Below are 15,704 nucleotides of genomic sequence, written 5' to 3'. Positions count from 1 at the left end.
TTGACCGAGAAGGCTTCGGATCTGGAGGCTTTGGCGCGGGGTCTGTTGGAGTACGAGACGCTCACCGGCGAGGAGATCCGCAACCTCATCGACGGACAGCCCCCAGTCCGCGACGCAGGCGGCGATCCGGTCACCCCGGCGCGTGGCTCCGCCGTTCCCACGACTCGGACCGGCCGTCCGCGCGAGAACGATGGGGGCATGGAGCCCCAGCCGCAGGCTTAAAAGTTTAGAGCTCTTCTGAACTACCTAGAACGCTCGCATTCCCGCGAGCGTTCTTTTTTGTTTACCTGAACCTTCTAGTTTCAATTCAACGAGAGGATATTTCGTTCTGTAACAATTGCTTATCACTTGTGATGAGCCTTGGCAGGACGAAGTCTTGACCCGGATTGGGGAGATTGCTTTGAAAAGGCAAGACGTGCAGCCGTACAACGGGATGGGGAGCTGAAGTCCATGCGTAAATACTTCGGGACCGATGGCATCCGCGGGCGGGCCAACGGGATCATTACGCCGGATCTGGCCCTTCGGGTTGGCCAGGCGGCGGGCCTTATGTTCAAGCAGAACGGCGATTACCGCCATCGGGTCGTGATCGGCAAGGATACGCGCCTGTCCGGCTACATGATCGAGAACGCCCTAGTCGCAGGCTTCACTTCGGTGGGCATGGACGTACTGGTTCTCGGCCCCATGCCGACGCCCGCGGTCGCCATGCTCACGCGCTCCATGCGCTGCGATCTCGGCGTCATGATCTCCGCTTCGCACAATCCCTATGAGGACAACGGCATCAAGCTCTTTGGTCCCGACGGTTTCAAGCTCAGCGACGATGTGGAGATGCAGATCGAGGCGCTGATCGATTCCGATCTGACCGCGCGCCTTGCGTGCTCCGCCACCCTTGGCCGCGCCAAGCGCGTCGAGAGCGTTCAGGCCCGCTACATCGAATTCGCCAAGCGCACCTTGCCGCGCCAGATCGATCTCGAGGGCATGCGCGTCGTGCTCGATTGCGCCAATGGCGCAGCCTACAAGGTCGCGCCCGAGGCCCTTTGGGAGCTCGGTGCCGAAGTGGTGAGCATCGGCGTTGAGCCCAACGGCTTCAATATCAACCACGAGGTCGGTTCGACCGCTCCGGACGCCTTGATCCAAAAAGTGCGCGAGCTTCGCGCGGATGTGGGCATCGCGCTCGACGGCGATGCGGACCGTGTGCTGATCGTGGACGAGAAGGGCCAGAAGGTCGATGGCGACCAGCTCATGGCCGTCGTCGCGCGCTCATGGCAGGAGGACGGCCGGCTGTCTCAGCCCGGCATCGTCGCGACGATCATGTCCAATCTCGGCATGGAGCGCTACTTGAATGGCCTCGGTCTCAATGTCGTGCGCACAGCCGTCGGCGACCGCTACGTGCTCGAGCACATGCGCGCGCACGGCTTCAATCTCGGTGGCGAGCAGTCCGGCCACATCATCATGTCGGATTACACAACGACGGGCGACGGCCTCGTCGCTGCGCTGCAGGTTCTCGCGGTGGTCAAGAGCATGGGCAAGACCGTGTCGGAGGTCTGCCACTGCTTCGAGCCCCTGCCGCAGATCCTGAAGAACGTGCGCTACAAGTCCGGTGCGCCCCTGCAGGAAGCCTCCGTGATCAAGGCCATCGAGGCGGGCCGCGAACGGCTCGGCGCTTCGGGCCGCCTCGTCATCCGCCCATCCGGCACGGAGCCGGTGATCCGCGTGATGGGCGAGGGCGATAACGAGGATATCGTTTCGCAAGTGGTGGACGATGTCGTGAATGCGGTGACGCAGGCCGCCTCCAAGGCTGCTGCCTGAAAAACCCGCGTAGCGCACAAGGACAAGGGCGCGGATGTCACCATCCGCGCCCTTTCTTTTGCCCCGCACACGCCGCAGGTCTTACCGAAGCGGCTTTGCGAAAGTGCGGCCAGCCTTAAGAATTAAGATTAACTCTCTCTTCACGGCCCAAAGTTACAGTCTAACGAAGCCGTCCTTCGCGGCGTGTCGTCGTTGAGTGAAGAAGAGCACCATGAGTTTCATCAGGATTGCGGTCCTGGCCGGTCTTGCCGGCATGACCGCCTCGGCTGCGACCGCTGCCGATCTCCCGCGCCGGGTGCTGCCGCCCGTTCCCGTCCTCGACACTACCGAAACCTGGTATCTGCGCGGCGATGTGGGCTATACCCATCACAAGCGCCCCGAGGCCGATTTCACGGCGGCAACGCTCGCAGGCAACATGGCGCGTGAAAGCATCGGCGACACTGCCGTGGCCGGCATCGGTATCGGCTACCGCTTCAGCCCTCTGCTCCGCGCCGATGTGACCCTGGACCACCGCTTCAACACGCGCTTCAAGGGCCTGCCGTCCGGTGACGGCATCGCAACGGGCTCCGTGTTCGACAAGGGACGCTTCCAGTCCTCGACGCTGATGATCAACGCCTATGCGGATCTCGGCACCTATAACGGCTTCACGCCTTATGTCGGCGCGGGCGTCGGCGTCGCGCGCAACATGATCGCCCATTACGTTCGCACCACCGATACGTTCACGGGCGTGACCGCGCAGGAGCATCTTGCGGGCGGCGACGATTACGCCTTTGCTTGGGCTCTCATGACGGGCGTCGGCTACAAGCTCTCGGACAGCTTCACCATCGATCTCGGCTATCGCTATGTGAGCCTCGGCGACCTGAAGACACGCGGTTACGCGAGCGGCGCTGGCACTGACGTGGAATCCATTGGCTCGCATGAAGTGCGCCTGGGCGTGCGCTACGCATTCCAGTAAGGCTGCCTGATGAAAGCCGACGGCGATCATGACGAACTCTGTCGGCTTTTAAATCAGCTTACTCCTGGCTTGCTCCCGCGCGATGTGTTCCACGCAATCGCGCGATTGATGGTGACGACAACATTCGTTGTCGTGCCGCTGCTGCAAAGGCTTGAAAAGACCTTCGCTTATCTGCCTCGCCGTAGTTCTGACGATCTATACTATCCGTCAATGCTGAATGCTCCAGGGACTATCATTCGCGCCAATGACGAAAGTCTTTCTGATGTGTGCCGAAGATTGGCTCAGGCAGAGTTTCCTGAAATCACGATCAAGCAGAGTCCCGTTTTCGTCGATACGGTCTATGACCGGATCGTGCGTGGGAGAGAGATATCTCTCATTCACTGGGCGGAGATAGATGATGCGTCCGACATAAGTCGCCTCACCGATGTGGATGAGTTGCCATCCGATGTCGTGCCGACGGACCGTGCGCGCATCCTGATGGCGGCGACTGCTTTCAAGAAAATTAGATAGAAAATAAAAAACCCTCGGCAATCGCTGCTGAGGGTTTTTAGGTTGGCAGTGGCCTTCTCGCTCACTCCGCCGGATGAGGCGGCGGTTCCGGGCGAGGGTGGATGTCCTCGCCATGTGGGCGCTGGCCCGTCTGCTTGCGCAAGCGGTCGAGCATCTCGCTCACGTAAGTGGCGGGCTTGGTGTAGCCGCCGAGAAGCAGATAGATCGACGGCACCACGAGCATAGTGAGGATGGTCGAGACGGTGACACCGCCCACGATCACCGAGCCGATGGCGTTGCGCGCTTCCGCGCCGGCGCCGGTGGACCAGGCGAGCGGGATCGCGCCGCCGATCATGGCAATCGAGGTCATCAGGATCGGACGCAGGCGCATCACCGAGGCTTCGAGCACCGCGTCATACACCGAATATCCGCGCTCGCGCAGCTGGTTCGAGAACTCGACGATCAGGATGCCGTTCTTGGTCATCAGGCCAATGAGCAGGATCATGCCGATCTGGCTGTAGATGTTGAGCGTCTGTCCGGTCACGAACAAAGCCAGCAATCCGCCCGTTACCGCGAGCGGTACGGTGAGCATGATGATGAACGGGTTGATCCAGCTTTCGAACTGCGCCGCCAGCACCAGGAACACTACGAGCAGCGCCATGGCGAAGGTCACGTAGATCGCGCCGGTGGAGTCGAGGAAGTCCTTGGACTGGCCGTTGTAACCGATGCGCACTTCCGCAGGCAGGTTGTCGCGCACGATCTGCTGCAGGATCTCCAGCCCCTCACCGATGGACACGCCCGGCGCGAGGCCCGACTGGATCGTGATCGAGCGCAGGCGGTCGAAACGGTTGAGGGCCTGCGGTGCGGCCGATTCCGTCAGTGTGACGAAGGAGGAGAGAGGAACGAGCTCGCCGTTGGCGGCGCGCACGAAGGTATTGGTGAGATCGTTCGGCGATGCGCGGTCCTGCGCACGGGCGCGCATGATCACTGGATACTCATCGCCGCGGCTGACGAAGGTCGACACTTCCGTCTCACCGAACATCAGCTGGAGCGTGTTCCCGATATCCTGAACCGAGACGCCGAGATCGGCGGCGCGCTGACGGTCGATCTGCACGCGGATGTCAGGCTGGGACTCGCGGTAGTTGGAGTCCATGTTGACGAACTTGCCCGTCTCCTGCGCCTTCTGCATGACTGTGTCGCGCCAGCCTCGGATGGTCTCGTAATCGGGGCCGCCGAGCACGAACTGGATCGGCTGGCCGAAGCCGCCCGCGCCGCCGAAGGCCGGCGGGTTGACCACCGATGCGCGCGCGCCGGGGAAGTTCGACACCTTCGGCGTCATCTGGCGCACGAGATCCTGCTGGCTCTGCGTCCGCTCCTCCCAGGGGACGAGGCGCACGATCACGATGCCCTCGTTGACGGGGGAGGGGCGCGCGAAGCCCGGTGCTACCTGACTCAGCATGGAGGCGACGACGCCCTGTTCCTGCAGAGGCAGAAGCGCCTTCTCGACTTCCTTCACCCGATCGCGGGTATAGTCGAGGCTTGCGCCCTCCGGCGCCTGAAGGCGCACGATGATGGCGCCGCGGTCTTCTGTCGGAGCGAACTCCTTCGGCAGCGCCTGGAACAGGGCATAAGCCGACAGCGACACCAGGAAGCCGACGGAGAGGATAACCACCGGGATACGCAACGCGCGCGAGAGCAGCCAGCGATAGCCGTTGTTCATCTTCTCGAAGACCGGCTCCGTCATGCGCTGGATGCGGCCATGAGCCGGCACCATGAGCTTGGAGCACATCATCGGGGTCAGTGTGCGCGCCACGACGCCGGAGAAGAAGATGGCGGCGGCGAGCGTGATGCCGAATTCGCGGAAGAGTTTGCCGGTGTTGCCGGTCATGAAGGCCAGCGGCACGAACACGGCCATGAGCGTGGCGGTCGTCGCGATTACCGCAAAGCCGATCTCGCGCGCGCCGTCGAAGGAGGCGAGCAGCGGGGGCTGTCCCTCCTCGATGCGCCGGTGCACGTTCTCGATCTCCACGATGGCGTCGTCCACGACGATGCCGATAGCGAGCACGATGGCGAGTAAGGTCAGCACGTTGATCGAGGCGCCGAAGAACGACATGACCATGAAGGCGGCGATGATCGAGACCGGGATTGCGACCATGGCCACGATGGTGGAACGCCAGTCGCGCAGGAAGACCAGGATCACCAGGATCACGAGCGCCACGCCTTCCAGAAGCGTTTTCAGCACGCCGTTGATGGACGCGCGGATGAACTGGCTCTCGTCATAGGCGACTTCCGCCGTGGTGCCGGGCGGCAGGGAGCTTTTAAGCTCCTCCAATTCCTTGCGCACGCCATCGACGACGGACAGCGTGTTGGCGGTCGACTGGCGCACGACGCCCATGCCGATGGCGGTCTCGCCCGATTGATAGAACTCGAAGCGCGTGTCTTCGGGGCCGACCTCGACCTGCGCCACTTCGCCGAGACGGACGAGATAGCCGTTCTTGTTGGTGACGATCACCTGTTGGAACTGTTCGGGTGTGGCGAGGCGGGAATCCGTCTTGACGGTGAACTCGCGCTGACTGGATTCGATACGTCCGCCGGGCAGCTCCACGTTCTGGCGCTTGATGGCGGTTTCCAAGTCCTGCACCGTGAGGCCGCGTGCCGCCAGCGCCGGACGATCCACCCAGATGCGCATGGCAAAGCGCCGCTCGCCGCTCAAGTTGACGTTGGCGACGCCCGGCACAGTGGACAAGCGATCCACATAGACGCGCTTGAGGAAATCGCTGAGCTCGAGCGCATCGAGCGTGGTGGAGGTCACGCCCACCCACAGGATGGCAGAGGCATTCGCATCCACTTTGCGCACTACCGGCGTGTCGGCGCCGTCCGGCAGACGTCCGGTGACGCGCGACACGGCATCGCGCACGTCCGAGGTTGCTGCCTCGGGGTCGCGGGATACTTCGAACTCGATGGAAACGGACGAACGGTCGTTCTGGCTTTGCGACGTGATCTGGCGAATGCCCTCGATGCCTGCGATGGCGCCTTCGATGATCTCCGTGACGCGGCTCTCGATCACTTCGTTCGAAGCACCGCGATAGACGGTGGAGACGGAGACGACCGGACGGTCGACCTGCGGGTATTCGCGAACCGGCAGGTTCATGAGCGAGGCAAGTCCGCCCACGATCAGCAGCAGGCTGACCACGACGGCGAAAACGGGACGGCGGATGAAGAGGTCGGAAACCTGCATGGCAATTCAGCTCTTGAGGCCAACGTTTAACAAAAGTTCTCCCGCCGGAGCGGGAGACGAGGATTACTTCGCTTCGGCGGCCTGCGCCGTGCCGATGGCGTTCGGTGCATGCAGCGTGCTGCGGGAAGGCTGCTGGCGGTTGGCTGCGGGCGTGCTTTGCGGATCCTGTGCGCCGGAGCCCAACGGGCGGGCGTTCACCTCGGCGCCCGGGCGCACGCGCTGGACGCCCAGCACGACGATGGTCTCGCCGGCCTTCAGGCCCTCCACCACCTCGACCTTGCCGCCCTGGCGCTGGCCGATGACGATGACGCGGCGCTCCACCTTGTTGTCCTTCACCGGATAGATGATGTGGCGCAGGCCCTCGCTGACGATGGCCTCTTCCGGCACCACCACCGCATCGTCCTTGGTGGAGACTTCGAGTGCGACGGACAGGAACATGCCGGGCTTCAAGGCCTCGTCGGCATTGTCGAACTCAGCGGTGAGGCGCGCGGTGCGGGTCGTCTGTTCCACGCGTGGATCGATGGTGGAAACCTTGCCCTTGAAGATGCGGTTCTTGTAGGCGGCGGAAATGGCGTTCACCGTTTGGCCGGGCTGAAGACGGCCTAAAAGATTCTCCGGCACGGCGAAGTCGAGACGGATCTTGGAAAGATCGTCGAGGGAGGTGATGCGCGTGCCGGGCGCGATATAGGCGCCGAGCGAGACGCTGCGGGTTCCGACGCGGCCGTTGAAGGGCGCGCGGATCGTCAGATCCTCCAGCCGCGCTTCGGCAGCCTTGCGCTGGGCCTGAGCCGAGGCGATGGAGCCTTCGAGGGATTTCAGCTGAGCGGTGAGGTCTTCCACCTGGGCGCTGGTGCCGGCACCGGTGCGGTTCAGCGCCTGGGCGCGCTCGAGCTTGATGGCGATCTCGTTCTTGAGTGCCACGGCACGGCTGGCTTCGGCGATGGCCTGATCGATATCGGCCTGGCGCTCGGCGGCATCGAGCTGCACCAGCATGTCGCCCGCCTTCACCTGCTGGCCTTCATCGAAGCCGATCTTGTCGATCACGCCCGCCACCCTGGCGGTCACCGTAATGGATTCGAAAGCGCGGACCGTGCCAACGGATTCGCGGACCTCCACGATACGCCCGGTCTTGACCGTATCGACCTCTACCGTGGCAGGGCCTGTGGGACCGCCCCGGCCGCCGCGCGCGCCGGCAGGAGCGCCCTGCTGGGCGGCAGGTTGACCGCTGCTCTGATACGCATACCAGCCGCCCAACCCTGCTGCCCCCAGCAAGGCGATGACGGCGAGTTGACCGGACGCACGCATGCTCGCTCCTTGAACTCTCGGAAGTCTTTTCAGCTACAAATAATCGGATGAGGCCTAACACATCATAGGTCAGGTCCCATGACTATAATGCAGCAAGCACGATGTTTTGTATTACGATTTCGTAATCTGGGACTTTTCTCCGCTGCCTAACCTTGCGGCATCTGCCTTGACCATAGGCGTTCCTTCCGTCATACCGGTCGGCGGGACACCTCTCCCCACCGAGAGGCGCCCATCTGTAAGGATGGATTAACATGACAGACCTGCCCAACGCGCGTCCTCGCGCGCCTTTCTTCTCGTCCGGCCCCTGCGCGAAGCGCCCCGGATGGTCTCTGCAAAACCTGAAAACCGATTCTCTCGGCCGCTCGCACCGTGCGAAGCTCGGCAAATCGCGCCTGAAGCTCGCCATCGACCTCACCCGCGAGGTTCTGGACGTGCCGGCCGATTACCGCATCGGCATCGTGCCTGCTTCCGATACCGGCGCCGTGGAGATGGTGCTGTGGTCGATGCTGGGCGCTCGCCCCGTCGACATGCTGGCCTGGGAAAGCTTTGGCGAAGGCTGGGTCACGGACGTCGTGAAGCAGCTGAAGCTCAGCGATGCGCGCGTCATCAGCGCCCCTTACGGCGAGCTGCCCGATCTCGCGCAGGTCGATACCAAGAACCGCGATGTGGTGTTCACCTGGAACGGCACCACCTCCGGCGTGCGCGTGCCGAATGCGGACTGGATCGCCGCCGACCGTGAAGGCCTGACGATCTGCGATGCGACCTCCGCAGCCTTCGCGCAGAAGCTAGATTTTGCGAAGCTCGATGTAGTCACCTTCTCCTGGCAGAAGGTGCTCGGCGGCGAAGCCGCTCATGGCATGCTCATCCTCTCGCCGCGCGCGGTGGAGCGTCTCGAAACCTACAAGCCTGCTTGGCCGCTGCCGAAGATCTTCCGCATGACCAAGGGCGGCAAGCTCATCGAGGGCATTTTCGAGGGCGAAACCATCAATACGCCATCCATGCTCGCGGTCGAGGATTACATCGACGCGCTCGAATGGGCGAAGTCCATCGGCGGACTCAATGCGCTCGTCGCCAAGGCCGATGCCAACGCGAAGGTCATCCTCGACTGGGTCGCGAAGACCCCATGGATCGCCAATCTCGCGAAGGTACCTGCCACCGCTTCCAACACCAGCGTATGCCTCGTCATCGCCGATCCGGAAGTGGTCGCAAAAGGCCCAGAGGCCGTGGCGCAGGTCGCCAAGGGCATCACTTCAGCGCTCGACAAGGAGGGCGTCGCCCTCGACATCGGCGCCTATCGCGATGCGCCTTCCGGCCTTCGCATCTGGTGCGGCGCGACGGTGGAGCAATCCGACCTTGAAGCCCTGACGCCGTGGCTCGATTGGGCCTTCGCGCAGGAAAAGGCGAAGCTCGCGAAAGCGGCTTGATATTCATCCTCCCCTTTGAGGGGGAGGGTCGACGCCCGTAAGGGCGGCGGGGTGGGGTGGCAGCGCTACCCGTCATCGTCGCCCTCGGACACAACACACAGCTCAATCAAACCGACTGCGCCGTTCACCCCACCCCGGCTCTTCGAGCCGACCCTCCCCCTCAAGGGGAGGATGGGACGGCGGCAAACAACAGGTGCACCATGCCCGCTCCCCGCGTACTCATTTCCGACGCTTTGTCTCCCGCCGCCGTGCAGATCTTCAAGGATCGCGGCATCGAAGTCGATTTCCAGCCAGACCTCGGCAAAGATAAAGACAAACTCGCCGCCATCATCGGCAATTACGATGGCCTCGCCATCCGCTCCGCCACCAAGGTGACGGCGAAGATCCTCGAGCAAGCTTCCAATCTGAAGGTCATCGGCCGCGCCGGCATCGGCGTGGACAATGTCGAGATTCCCGCAGCCACGGCGAAGGGCATCATCGTCATGAACACGCCCTTCGGCAATTCGATTACGACTGCCGAGCACGCGATTGCGATGATGTTCGCGCTCGCGCGCCAGATCCCGCAAGCCGATGTCTCCACACAGGCCGGCAAGTGGGAGAAGAACCGCTTCATGGGCGTCGAGCTCACCGCAAAGGTGCTCGGCGTCATCGGCTGCGGCAATATCGGCTCCATCGTCGCCGATCGCGGCATTGGACTCCGCATGAAAGTGATCGCTTACGATCCCTTCCTCTCTCCGGAGCGTGCGCTCGAACTCGGCGTCGAGAAGGTGGAGCTCGACGAGCTGCTGCGCCGGGCCGACATTATCACGCTCCACGTGCCGATGACGGAAAAGACGAAGAACGTGCTCTCGGCGGAAAACATCGCCAAGACGAAAAAGGGCGTGCGCATCATCAACTGCGCCCGCGGCGGCCTCGTCGATGAGGTGGCATTGCGCGCCGCCCTCGATTCCGGCCATGTAGCCGGCGCTGCCTTCGACGTGTTCGTCGAGGAGCCCGCAACGGCCAATCCGCTCTTCGGTCATCCCAACGTGGTCTGCACGCCGCATCTCGGTGCCGCGACGTCGGAAGCGCAGGAGAACGTGGCGCTGCAGGTGGCGGAGCAAATGTCCGATTACCTGCTCCAGGGCGCGATCCAGAACGCGGTGAACTTCCCCTCGATCACGGCGGAGGAAGCGCCGCGCCTGAAGCCTTTTGTGGCGCTCGCCGATAAGCTCGGCTCGTTCCTCGGCCAGCTCACGGAAGCCTCCATCAAGGGCATCCGCATCGAGTACGAGGGCGCCGTCGCCGAAATGAACACCCGTGCGCTCACCTCCGCCGCCGTCACCGGCGTGCTGCGTCCCTTCCTGCAGGACATCAACATGGTGTCGGCCCCCATCGTCGCCCGTGAGCGCGGCATCACCGTTGAAGAGGTGAAGCGCGAGAGCGCCGCGCGCGATTACGAGAGCTTCATCCGCATCATCGTGCAGGCGGAGGACATGTCGAGGCACGCAGGCGGCACCGTGTTCCAGGATGGCAAGCCGCGCGTCACAGAGATCCGCGACATCATGGTCGATGCCGAGTTCGCGCCGCACATGATCTATGTGCGCAATGACGACAAGCCCGGCTTCATCGGCCGCTTCGGCACGCTGCTGGGCGAATCCGGCGTGAACGTCGCGACCTTCGCGCTCGGCCGCGACAAGCCCGGCGGCGACGCGATCTGCTTCGTGTCGGTCGATGAGCCCGTCTCGGACGAGCTTCTGCGCAAGATCGAGGAGATCCCGCAGGTCAAGCGCGCCCGCGCGGTGCGTTTTTAAGGTGTAATGCTATGGCTAATGCCCCGACACAGCGCTTCGTGCTGACGCTCGCCTGCGCGAACCGCCCCGGCATCGTGGCCGCCGTGGCGGGGCATCTGTCCGAAGCTGGCCTCAACATTCTCGATGCCCAGCAATATGACGACACGCAGACGGATCGCTTCTTCATGCGTGTCGTCTTCGACCCCGTGAGCGGGCAAGCCGATCTCGGATCGTTGAAGGGCGGCTTCGCGCCGCTTGCCGAGCGCCTCAGTATGACATGGACTCTTCGCAACCGGAATGAGCGCCGCAAGGTCATGCTCATGGTGTCGAAGTTCGATCACTGTCTTGCCGATCTTCTCTATCGCTGGCGCATCGGCGAGCTGGATTTCGAGCCTGTCGGCGTGATTGCCAATCATCCGGTCGAAGCCTACAGTCACGTGGATCTCGGCAGCGTGCCGTTCCATTACCTGCCGATGACAAAGGACACGAAGCTCGAACAGGAAGGGCGCGTCTGGGAGATCATCCGCACCTCTCAGGCCGATCTCGTGGTGCTGGCGCGCTACATGCAGGTTCTGTCGGATGGATTAGCCGCGAAGCTCTCAGGCCGCTGTATCAACATCCATCATTCGTTCCTGCCGAGCTTCAAGGGCGCGAAGCCCTATCATCAGGCGCATGCGCGCGGCGTGAAGCTCATCGGGGCGACGGCTCACTACGTGACGTCCGATCTCGACGAAGGACCGATCATCGCGCAGGACGTTGAGCCGATCACGCACCGCGACAGCGCGGACGATCTCGTGCGCAAGGGTCGCGACATCGAACGGCGCGTGCTTGCCCGCGCGGTGCGCTATCACCTGGAAGATCGCATCCTGCTCAACGGCCGCAAGACGGTGGTGTTCGCGGACTAGAGGCGAGGGTTACTTCCGCTCCGCCAGCCAAATGCCGCCCAGCACCAGCAACAGACCGAGCGCGTGGTAATAGGCGAAGGGCTCGCCCAACAGCAGCACCGCGAGCAGCGCGCCGAAAACGGGCACGAGATTGACGAACAATCCTGCCCGCGCCGGGCCGATCAGTTCCACGCCGCGAATGAAGAAGATCTGGGAGAGCAGTGACGGCAGAAGGCCGATATAGAGAAGGATCAGCCAGCCCTTCGGCGTCGGCCATTGCACCGTTCCTTGAGCGATCTCCATCGCGAGCAGGGGAAGCGACGTCAAGAAGGCGATGCCTGCCAGCGCGGTGAAGAAGACGAGACCGGAAACGGGCGGACGGCGGCGCAGGCCCAGCGTGTAGCCCGCATAGAACACGCAAGCGATCAACATCCACACGTCGCCGATATTGAGCGCGAGCGTCTTCAGCACTTCGAGATCCGCTTTCACCGACACCAGCACCACGCCGAGGATCGTGACAAACATGCCGAGGATCTGGAGCGGGATCACTTTCGCGCCGAAGAACAGGATGGTGCCGATGAGCACGAGAACCGGAATGGCGCCCTGAAAGATCGTGAGGTTGACCGCGCTCGTGTGATAGGCGGCGGCATAGAAGAGGGCGTTGAAGGCGGTAAAACCCGAGGAGCCCATGAGGATGATGTAGAGCCAGCGCGATCCGATCTGCGGCCACTCCGCCACCACCTGCCGCCCCACGAGAGGCCCGAGGATGACGGCCACGATGGTCCAGCGGATACAGGTGAGCAGCATGGGCGAGACCTCGCCGACTGCGAGACGTCCGGCAATGGCATTCCCGCCCCACATGAGCGTGGTGAGAATGAGGAGCAGATAGGCCTGTCCCCAAAGTCCCTTCCAGAGCGATTGCAGGATTTTCATGGAAGGTAAAACCTCATGACGCTTGCCGCCGCGCGCAGTTTCGATAAACCAGCGCCAAAGAAGCGGGTGATACTGATGGCCTTACGGTTTCTGGTGGTTGAGGGCAATACGCGTGGCGCAAGGGAGGCCCACAGGGCAGCCTATGGACAGATGCTGTCCGAGTCCTATGCGCAGGTGATTCAGGAGGCCGGGCAGAGTGCCGTCTGCGACATCGCTTTCGCAGCTGACGAGGGCGCGAACCTGCCGGATCGGGCCGGGCTCGAGAGCTACGACGGAATCGTGCTCACCGGCTCGCATCTGAGCATCTACGACCGCACGCCCGAGATCATGCGCCAGATCGACCTGATGCGGGCGATCTACGCCTCACGGACGCCGTCCTTCGGCTCTTGCTGGGGCCTGCAGATAGCGGCGGTCGCGGCCGACGGTGATGTGCAGAAGAACCCGCTCGGCCGCGAGGTCGGTTTCGCTCGCCGCCTGCGCCGCACCGAGGCGGGGAGGGGGCACCTGATGCTGGACGGAAGGCCGGAGGTTTACGATGCCCCTGCCATCCATCTCGACATGGTGACGACGTTGCCTAAGGACGCGACGATCATCGCCACCAATCCGGTCTCCGAGGTCCAGGCGGCGGAGATCCGCCAGGACGGCGGCACCTTCTGGGGCGTGCAATACCATCCGGAATTCAGCCTCTCGGAACTCGCCGTCATCATCCGTCTGCGCACCGAACTCATGATCCGCGAAGGCTTCTGCCGCACGCCCGAGGAGGTTCACTCCTATGCGGACGACCTGACGGCTCTCGATAAGGAGCCCTCCCGCTTCGATCTGGCCTGGCGCCACGGGGTCGATGCGGAAGTGCTGGAGCCTGTCCGCCGCACCCGCGAGATCCGTAACTTTATCGAGCACCGGGTGAAGCTGGAGAAGAGTGCGCGCGGCCGCGCCTGAGTTCTGGTTCAAGCTTTACAGCACATCCACGATGATGCGTTCTGAAACTGGAGTGGCTGCGGATGGCGCACTCACCACGAAGCCTCGGCACTTTGTCGTAACCGGGCGGATGGGAGTGCGGTGCTTGTCGGCTCCGACCAGGTAGTTGACCGTGTAATAGGGGTGGCCGCCGACGAAGACCGTTTCCTTCGTCTCATAGACGTATCCGATCTCGGTCGGACTGATCCGGTAGGTCGCCCGAGGCGGACCCAGAGCCGCAATTCGCTCCGAAATCGGTCGGCCTATGAACTCCGAGCATGCGGCCGTCACGGTCTCCTGTGACGTCGACACGCATCCAGCAGTGCTCAAAGCCACGCCGACGGCGGCAGCCAGTCTTTTCACGTCAGTCCCCTCATCCCGTCCCTGGAAGAAGGATGTAGAGGACGATGTGCCCTAAGGGAAGCAGCCAAGGTTGCCGGAAGTGCTTCCGCTCTTGAAATGCCGGGAACAAGGGGCATCTCGCCCCAATAGCCGGCACCACGAATTATGGGACAGGGCTCATTCCGGCTTGACCTGGGGCGCGCGATCCACGAAGAGGGTTTGCAAGGTTTTTACCCAACCAAACCCTGGCCTTGCGCCGGGGTTTTTTCATGTGAGGCTTGAGCGATGGCGAACGTGGTTGTCGTGGGCGCCCAGTGGGGCGACGAAGGTAAGGGCAAGATCGTCGATTGGCTGTCCGAACAGGCGGACGTGGTCGTGCGGTTCCAGGGCGGGCACAATGCCGGCCATACCCTCGTGATCGGCGACAAGGTCTACAAGCTGTCGCTGCTGCCCTCCGGCGTGGTGCGCCCCAACAAGCTCTCCGTCATCGGCAACGGCGTCGTGCTCGATCCGCACGCTCTGGCATCGGAAGTGGAGCGCCTCACGGAGCAGGGCGTTGCGATCTCCCGCGAGAACCTGCGTGTGGCCGAGAACGCCACCCTCATTCTCTCCATCCACCGTGAACTCGATGCGCTGCGCGAGAGCGGCAGCGCCGGCACGAAGATCGGCACCACCAAGCGCGGCATCGGCCCCGCTTACGAGGACAAGGCGGGCCGCCGTGCGATCCGCCTCATGGATCTTGCCGATCTCTCCTCGCTGCGCGACAAGATCGATCGCCTGCTCACGCATCACAACGCGCTGCGCCGCGGTTTCGGCCTCACCGAATTCAAGCCCGAGGAAATCTACGAGGAGCTGTCCTCGGTTGCGCCGAAGGTGCTGCCTTACATGGATGCCGTGTGGCGCCTCCTCGACGAGGAGCGCCGAGCCGGCAAGCGCATCCTGTTCGAGGGCGCGCAAGGCGCGCTGCTCGATGTCGATCACGGCACCTATCCCTTCGTCACCTCCTCCAACACGGTGGCGGGCCAGGCGGCGACCGGTTCGGGCATGGGTCCCGGTGCGGTCGGTTACGTGCTCGGCATCGCCAAGGCCTACACCACCCGCGTGGGCGAAGGCCCGTTCCCGACGGAGCTGTTCGACGAGACCGGCGAGCTGATCGGCCAGAAGGGCAAGGAATTCGGCGTGGTCACGGGCCGCAAGCGCCGCTGCGGCTGGTTCGACGCCACGCTCGTGCGCCAGACCGTTCGCACCTCCGGCATCGACGGCATCGCGCTTACCAAGCTCGATATTCTCGACGGCTTCGAGACCATCAAGATCGGCGTCGGCTACAAGCTCGATGGCGAGACGATCGACTACTTCCCGGCAAGCCAGGGCGCGCAAGCTAGGGTCGAGCCGATCTATGAGGAGTTCGAGGGCTGGAGCGGTTCGACCGCCGGCGCGCGCTCCTGGGCCGATCTTCCGGCGCAGGCCGTGAAGTATGTTCGTCGCATCGAGGAATTGATCGGCGCGCCGGTCGCTGTGCTGTCGACCTCGCCCGAGCGTGACGACACAATCCTCATGAAGAACCCCTTTGAGGGTTGACGGCGGAGCCTCGGCGGGTCA

12 protein-coding genes and 1 pseudogene are annotated in these 15,704 nt (G+C 63.2%); 9 read left to right on the top strand and 4 right to left on the bottom strand.

The features are described from left to right. The 4 genes and pseudogenes from MHY87_RS18060 to MHY87_RS18045 form a co-directional block, all read left to right on the top strand. Positions 1-222, top strand: a pseudogene (locus MHY87_RS18060) (cell division protein FtsH); the annotation flags it as partial. Positions 223-450: 228 nt separating this feature from the next. After that, a complete protein-coding gene (gene glmM, locus MHY87_RS18055) occupies positions 451-1,806 on the top strand; it encodes a phosphoglucosamine mutase (RefSeq protein ID WP_239353963.1) in 1,356 nt (451 codons plus the stop codon). Positions 1,807-2,017: 211 nt separating this feature from the next. Next, positions 2,018-2,761, top strand: a complete 744-nt coding sequence (locus MHY87_RS18050; RefSeq protein ID WP_239353962.1) for an outer membrane protein — start codon at positions 2,018-2,020, stop codon at positions 2,759-2,761. Between the two features lie 9 nt (positions 2,762-2,770). Next, positions 2,771-3,271, top strand: a complete 501-nt coding sequence (locus MHY87_RS18045; RefSeq protein ID WP_239353961.1) for a hypothetical protein — start codon at positions 2,771-2,773, stop codon at positions 3,269-3,271. Between the two features lie 61 nt (positions 3,272-3,332). On the opposite strand, the gene MHY87_RS18040 is transcribed toward MHY87_RS18045, so the two are convergent. Both MHY87_RS18040 and MHY87_RS18035 read right to left on the bottom strand, forming a co-directional pair. After that, positions 3,333-6,488 (bottom strand): efflux RND transporter permease subunit, encoded by a 3,156-nt coding sequence (locus MHY87_RS18040; RefSeq protein WP_239353960.1) that lies wholly within the window; start codon positions 6,486-6,488, stop codon positions 3,333-3,335. A 63-nt stretch (positions 6,489-6,551) separates the two neighbouring features. Next, positions 6,552-7,793: an efflux RND transporter periplasmic adaptor subunit gene (locus tag MHY87_RS18035; protein ID WP_239353959.1), complete on the bottom strand. Its 1,242-nt coding sequence runs from the start codon at positions 7,791-7,793 to the stop codon at positions 6,552-6,554. A 251-nt stretch (positions 7,794-8,044) separates the two neighbouring features. Between MHY87_RS18035 and MHY87_RS18030 the strand changes: the two genes are divergently transcribed. The 3 genes from MHY87_RS18030 (at position 8,045) to purU (ending at position 11,894) form a co-directional block, all read left to right on the top strand. Next, positions 8,045-9,217: a phosphoserine transaminase gene (locus MHY87_RS18030; RefSeq protein WP_239353958.1), complete on the top strand. Its 1,173-nt coding sequence runs from the start codon at positions 8,045-8,047 to the stop codon at positions 9,215-9,217. Positions 9,218-9,417: 200 nt separating this feature from the next. Next, positions 9,418-11,010, top strand: coding sequence for a phosphoglycerate dehydrogenase (serA, locus tag MHY87_RS18025; protein WP_239353957.1), 1,593 nt, complete (start codon positions 9,418-9,420; stop codon positions 11,008-11,010). A gap of 11 nt (positions 11,011-11,021) precedes the next feature. Then, complete coding sequence (gene purU, locus MHY87_RS18020) at positions 11,022-11,894, top strand: formyltetrahydrofolate deformylase (RefSeq protein ID WP_239353956.1); 873 nt, start codon at positions 11,022-11,024, stop codon at positions 11,892-11,894. A 9-nt stretch (positions 11,895-11,903) separates the two neighbouring features. Here the strand turns inward: purU and MHY87_RS18015 are convergent, their stop codons facing one another. Next, on the bottom strand, positions 11,904-12,806 hold the full coding sequence (locus MHY87_RS18015) for a DMT family transporter (protein ID WP_239353955.1): 903 nt from the start codon (positions 12,804-12,806) through the stop codon (positions 11,904-11,906). 75 nt (positions 12,807-12,881) lie between these two features. Between MHY87_RS18015 and MHY87_RS18010 the strand changes: the two genes are divergently transcribed. After that, on the top strand, positions 12,882-13,745 hold the full coding sequence (locus tag MHY87_RS18010) for a type 1 glutamine amidotransferase (protein WP_239353954.1): 864 nt from the start codon (positions 12,882-12,884) through the stop codon (positions 13,743-13,745). A 15-nt stretch (positions 13,746-13,760) separates the two neighbouring features. On the opposite strand, the gene MHY87_RS18005 is transcribed toward MHY87_RS18010, so the two are convergent. After that, positions 13,761-14,126, bottom strand: a complete 366-nt coding sequence (locus tag MHY87_RS18005; protein WP_239353953.1) for a hypothetical protein — start codon at positions 14,124-14,126, stop codon at positions 13,761-13,763. A 264-nt stretch (positions 14,127-14,390) separates the two neighbouring features. On the opposite strand from MHY87_RS18005, the gene MHY87_RS18000 reads away from it, so the two are divergent. Next, entirely contained in the window at positions 14,391-15,683 is a 1,293-nt protein-coding gene (locus MHY87_RS18000; protein WP_239353952.1) for an adenylosuccinate synthase, read from the top strand. Positions 15,684-15,704: the final 21 nt, after the last annotated feature.

The organism is Microvirga sp. ACRRW, assembly GCF_022346925.1.
Lineage (GTDB): Bacteria > Pseudomonadota > Alphaproteobacteria > Rhizobiales > Beijerinckiaceae > Microvirga.
Note: the sequence above shows the minus strand (reverse complement) of the source record. Positions and strands in the feature narration are given on the sequence as shown.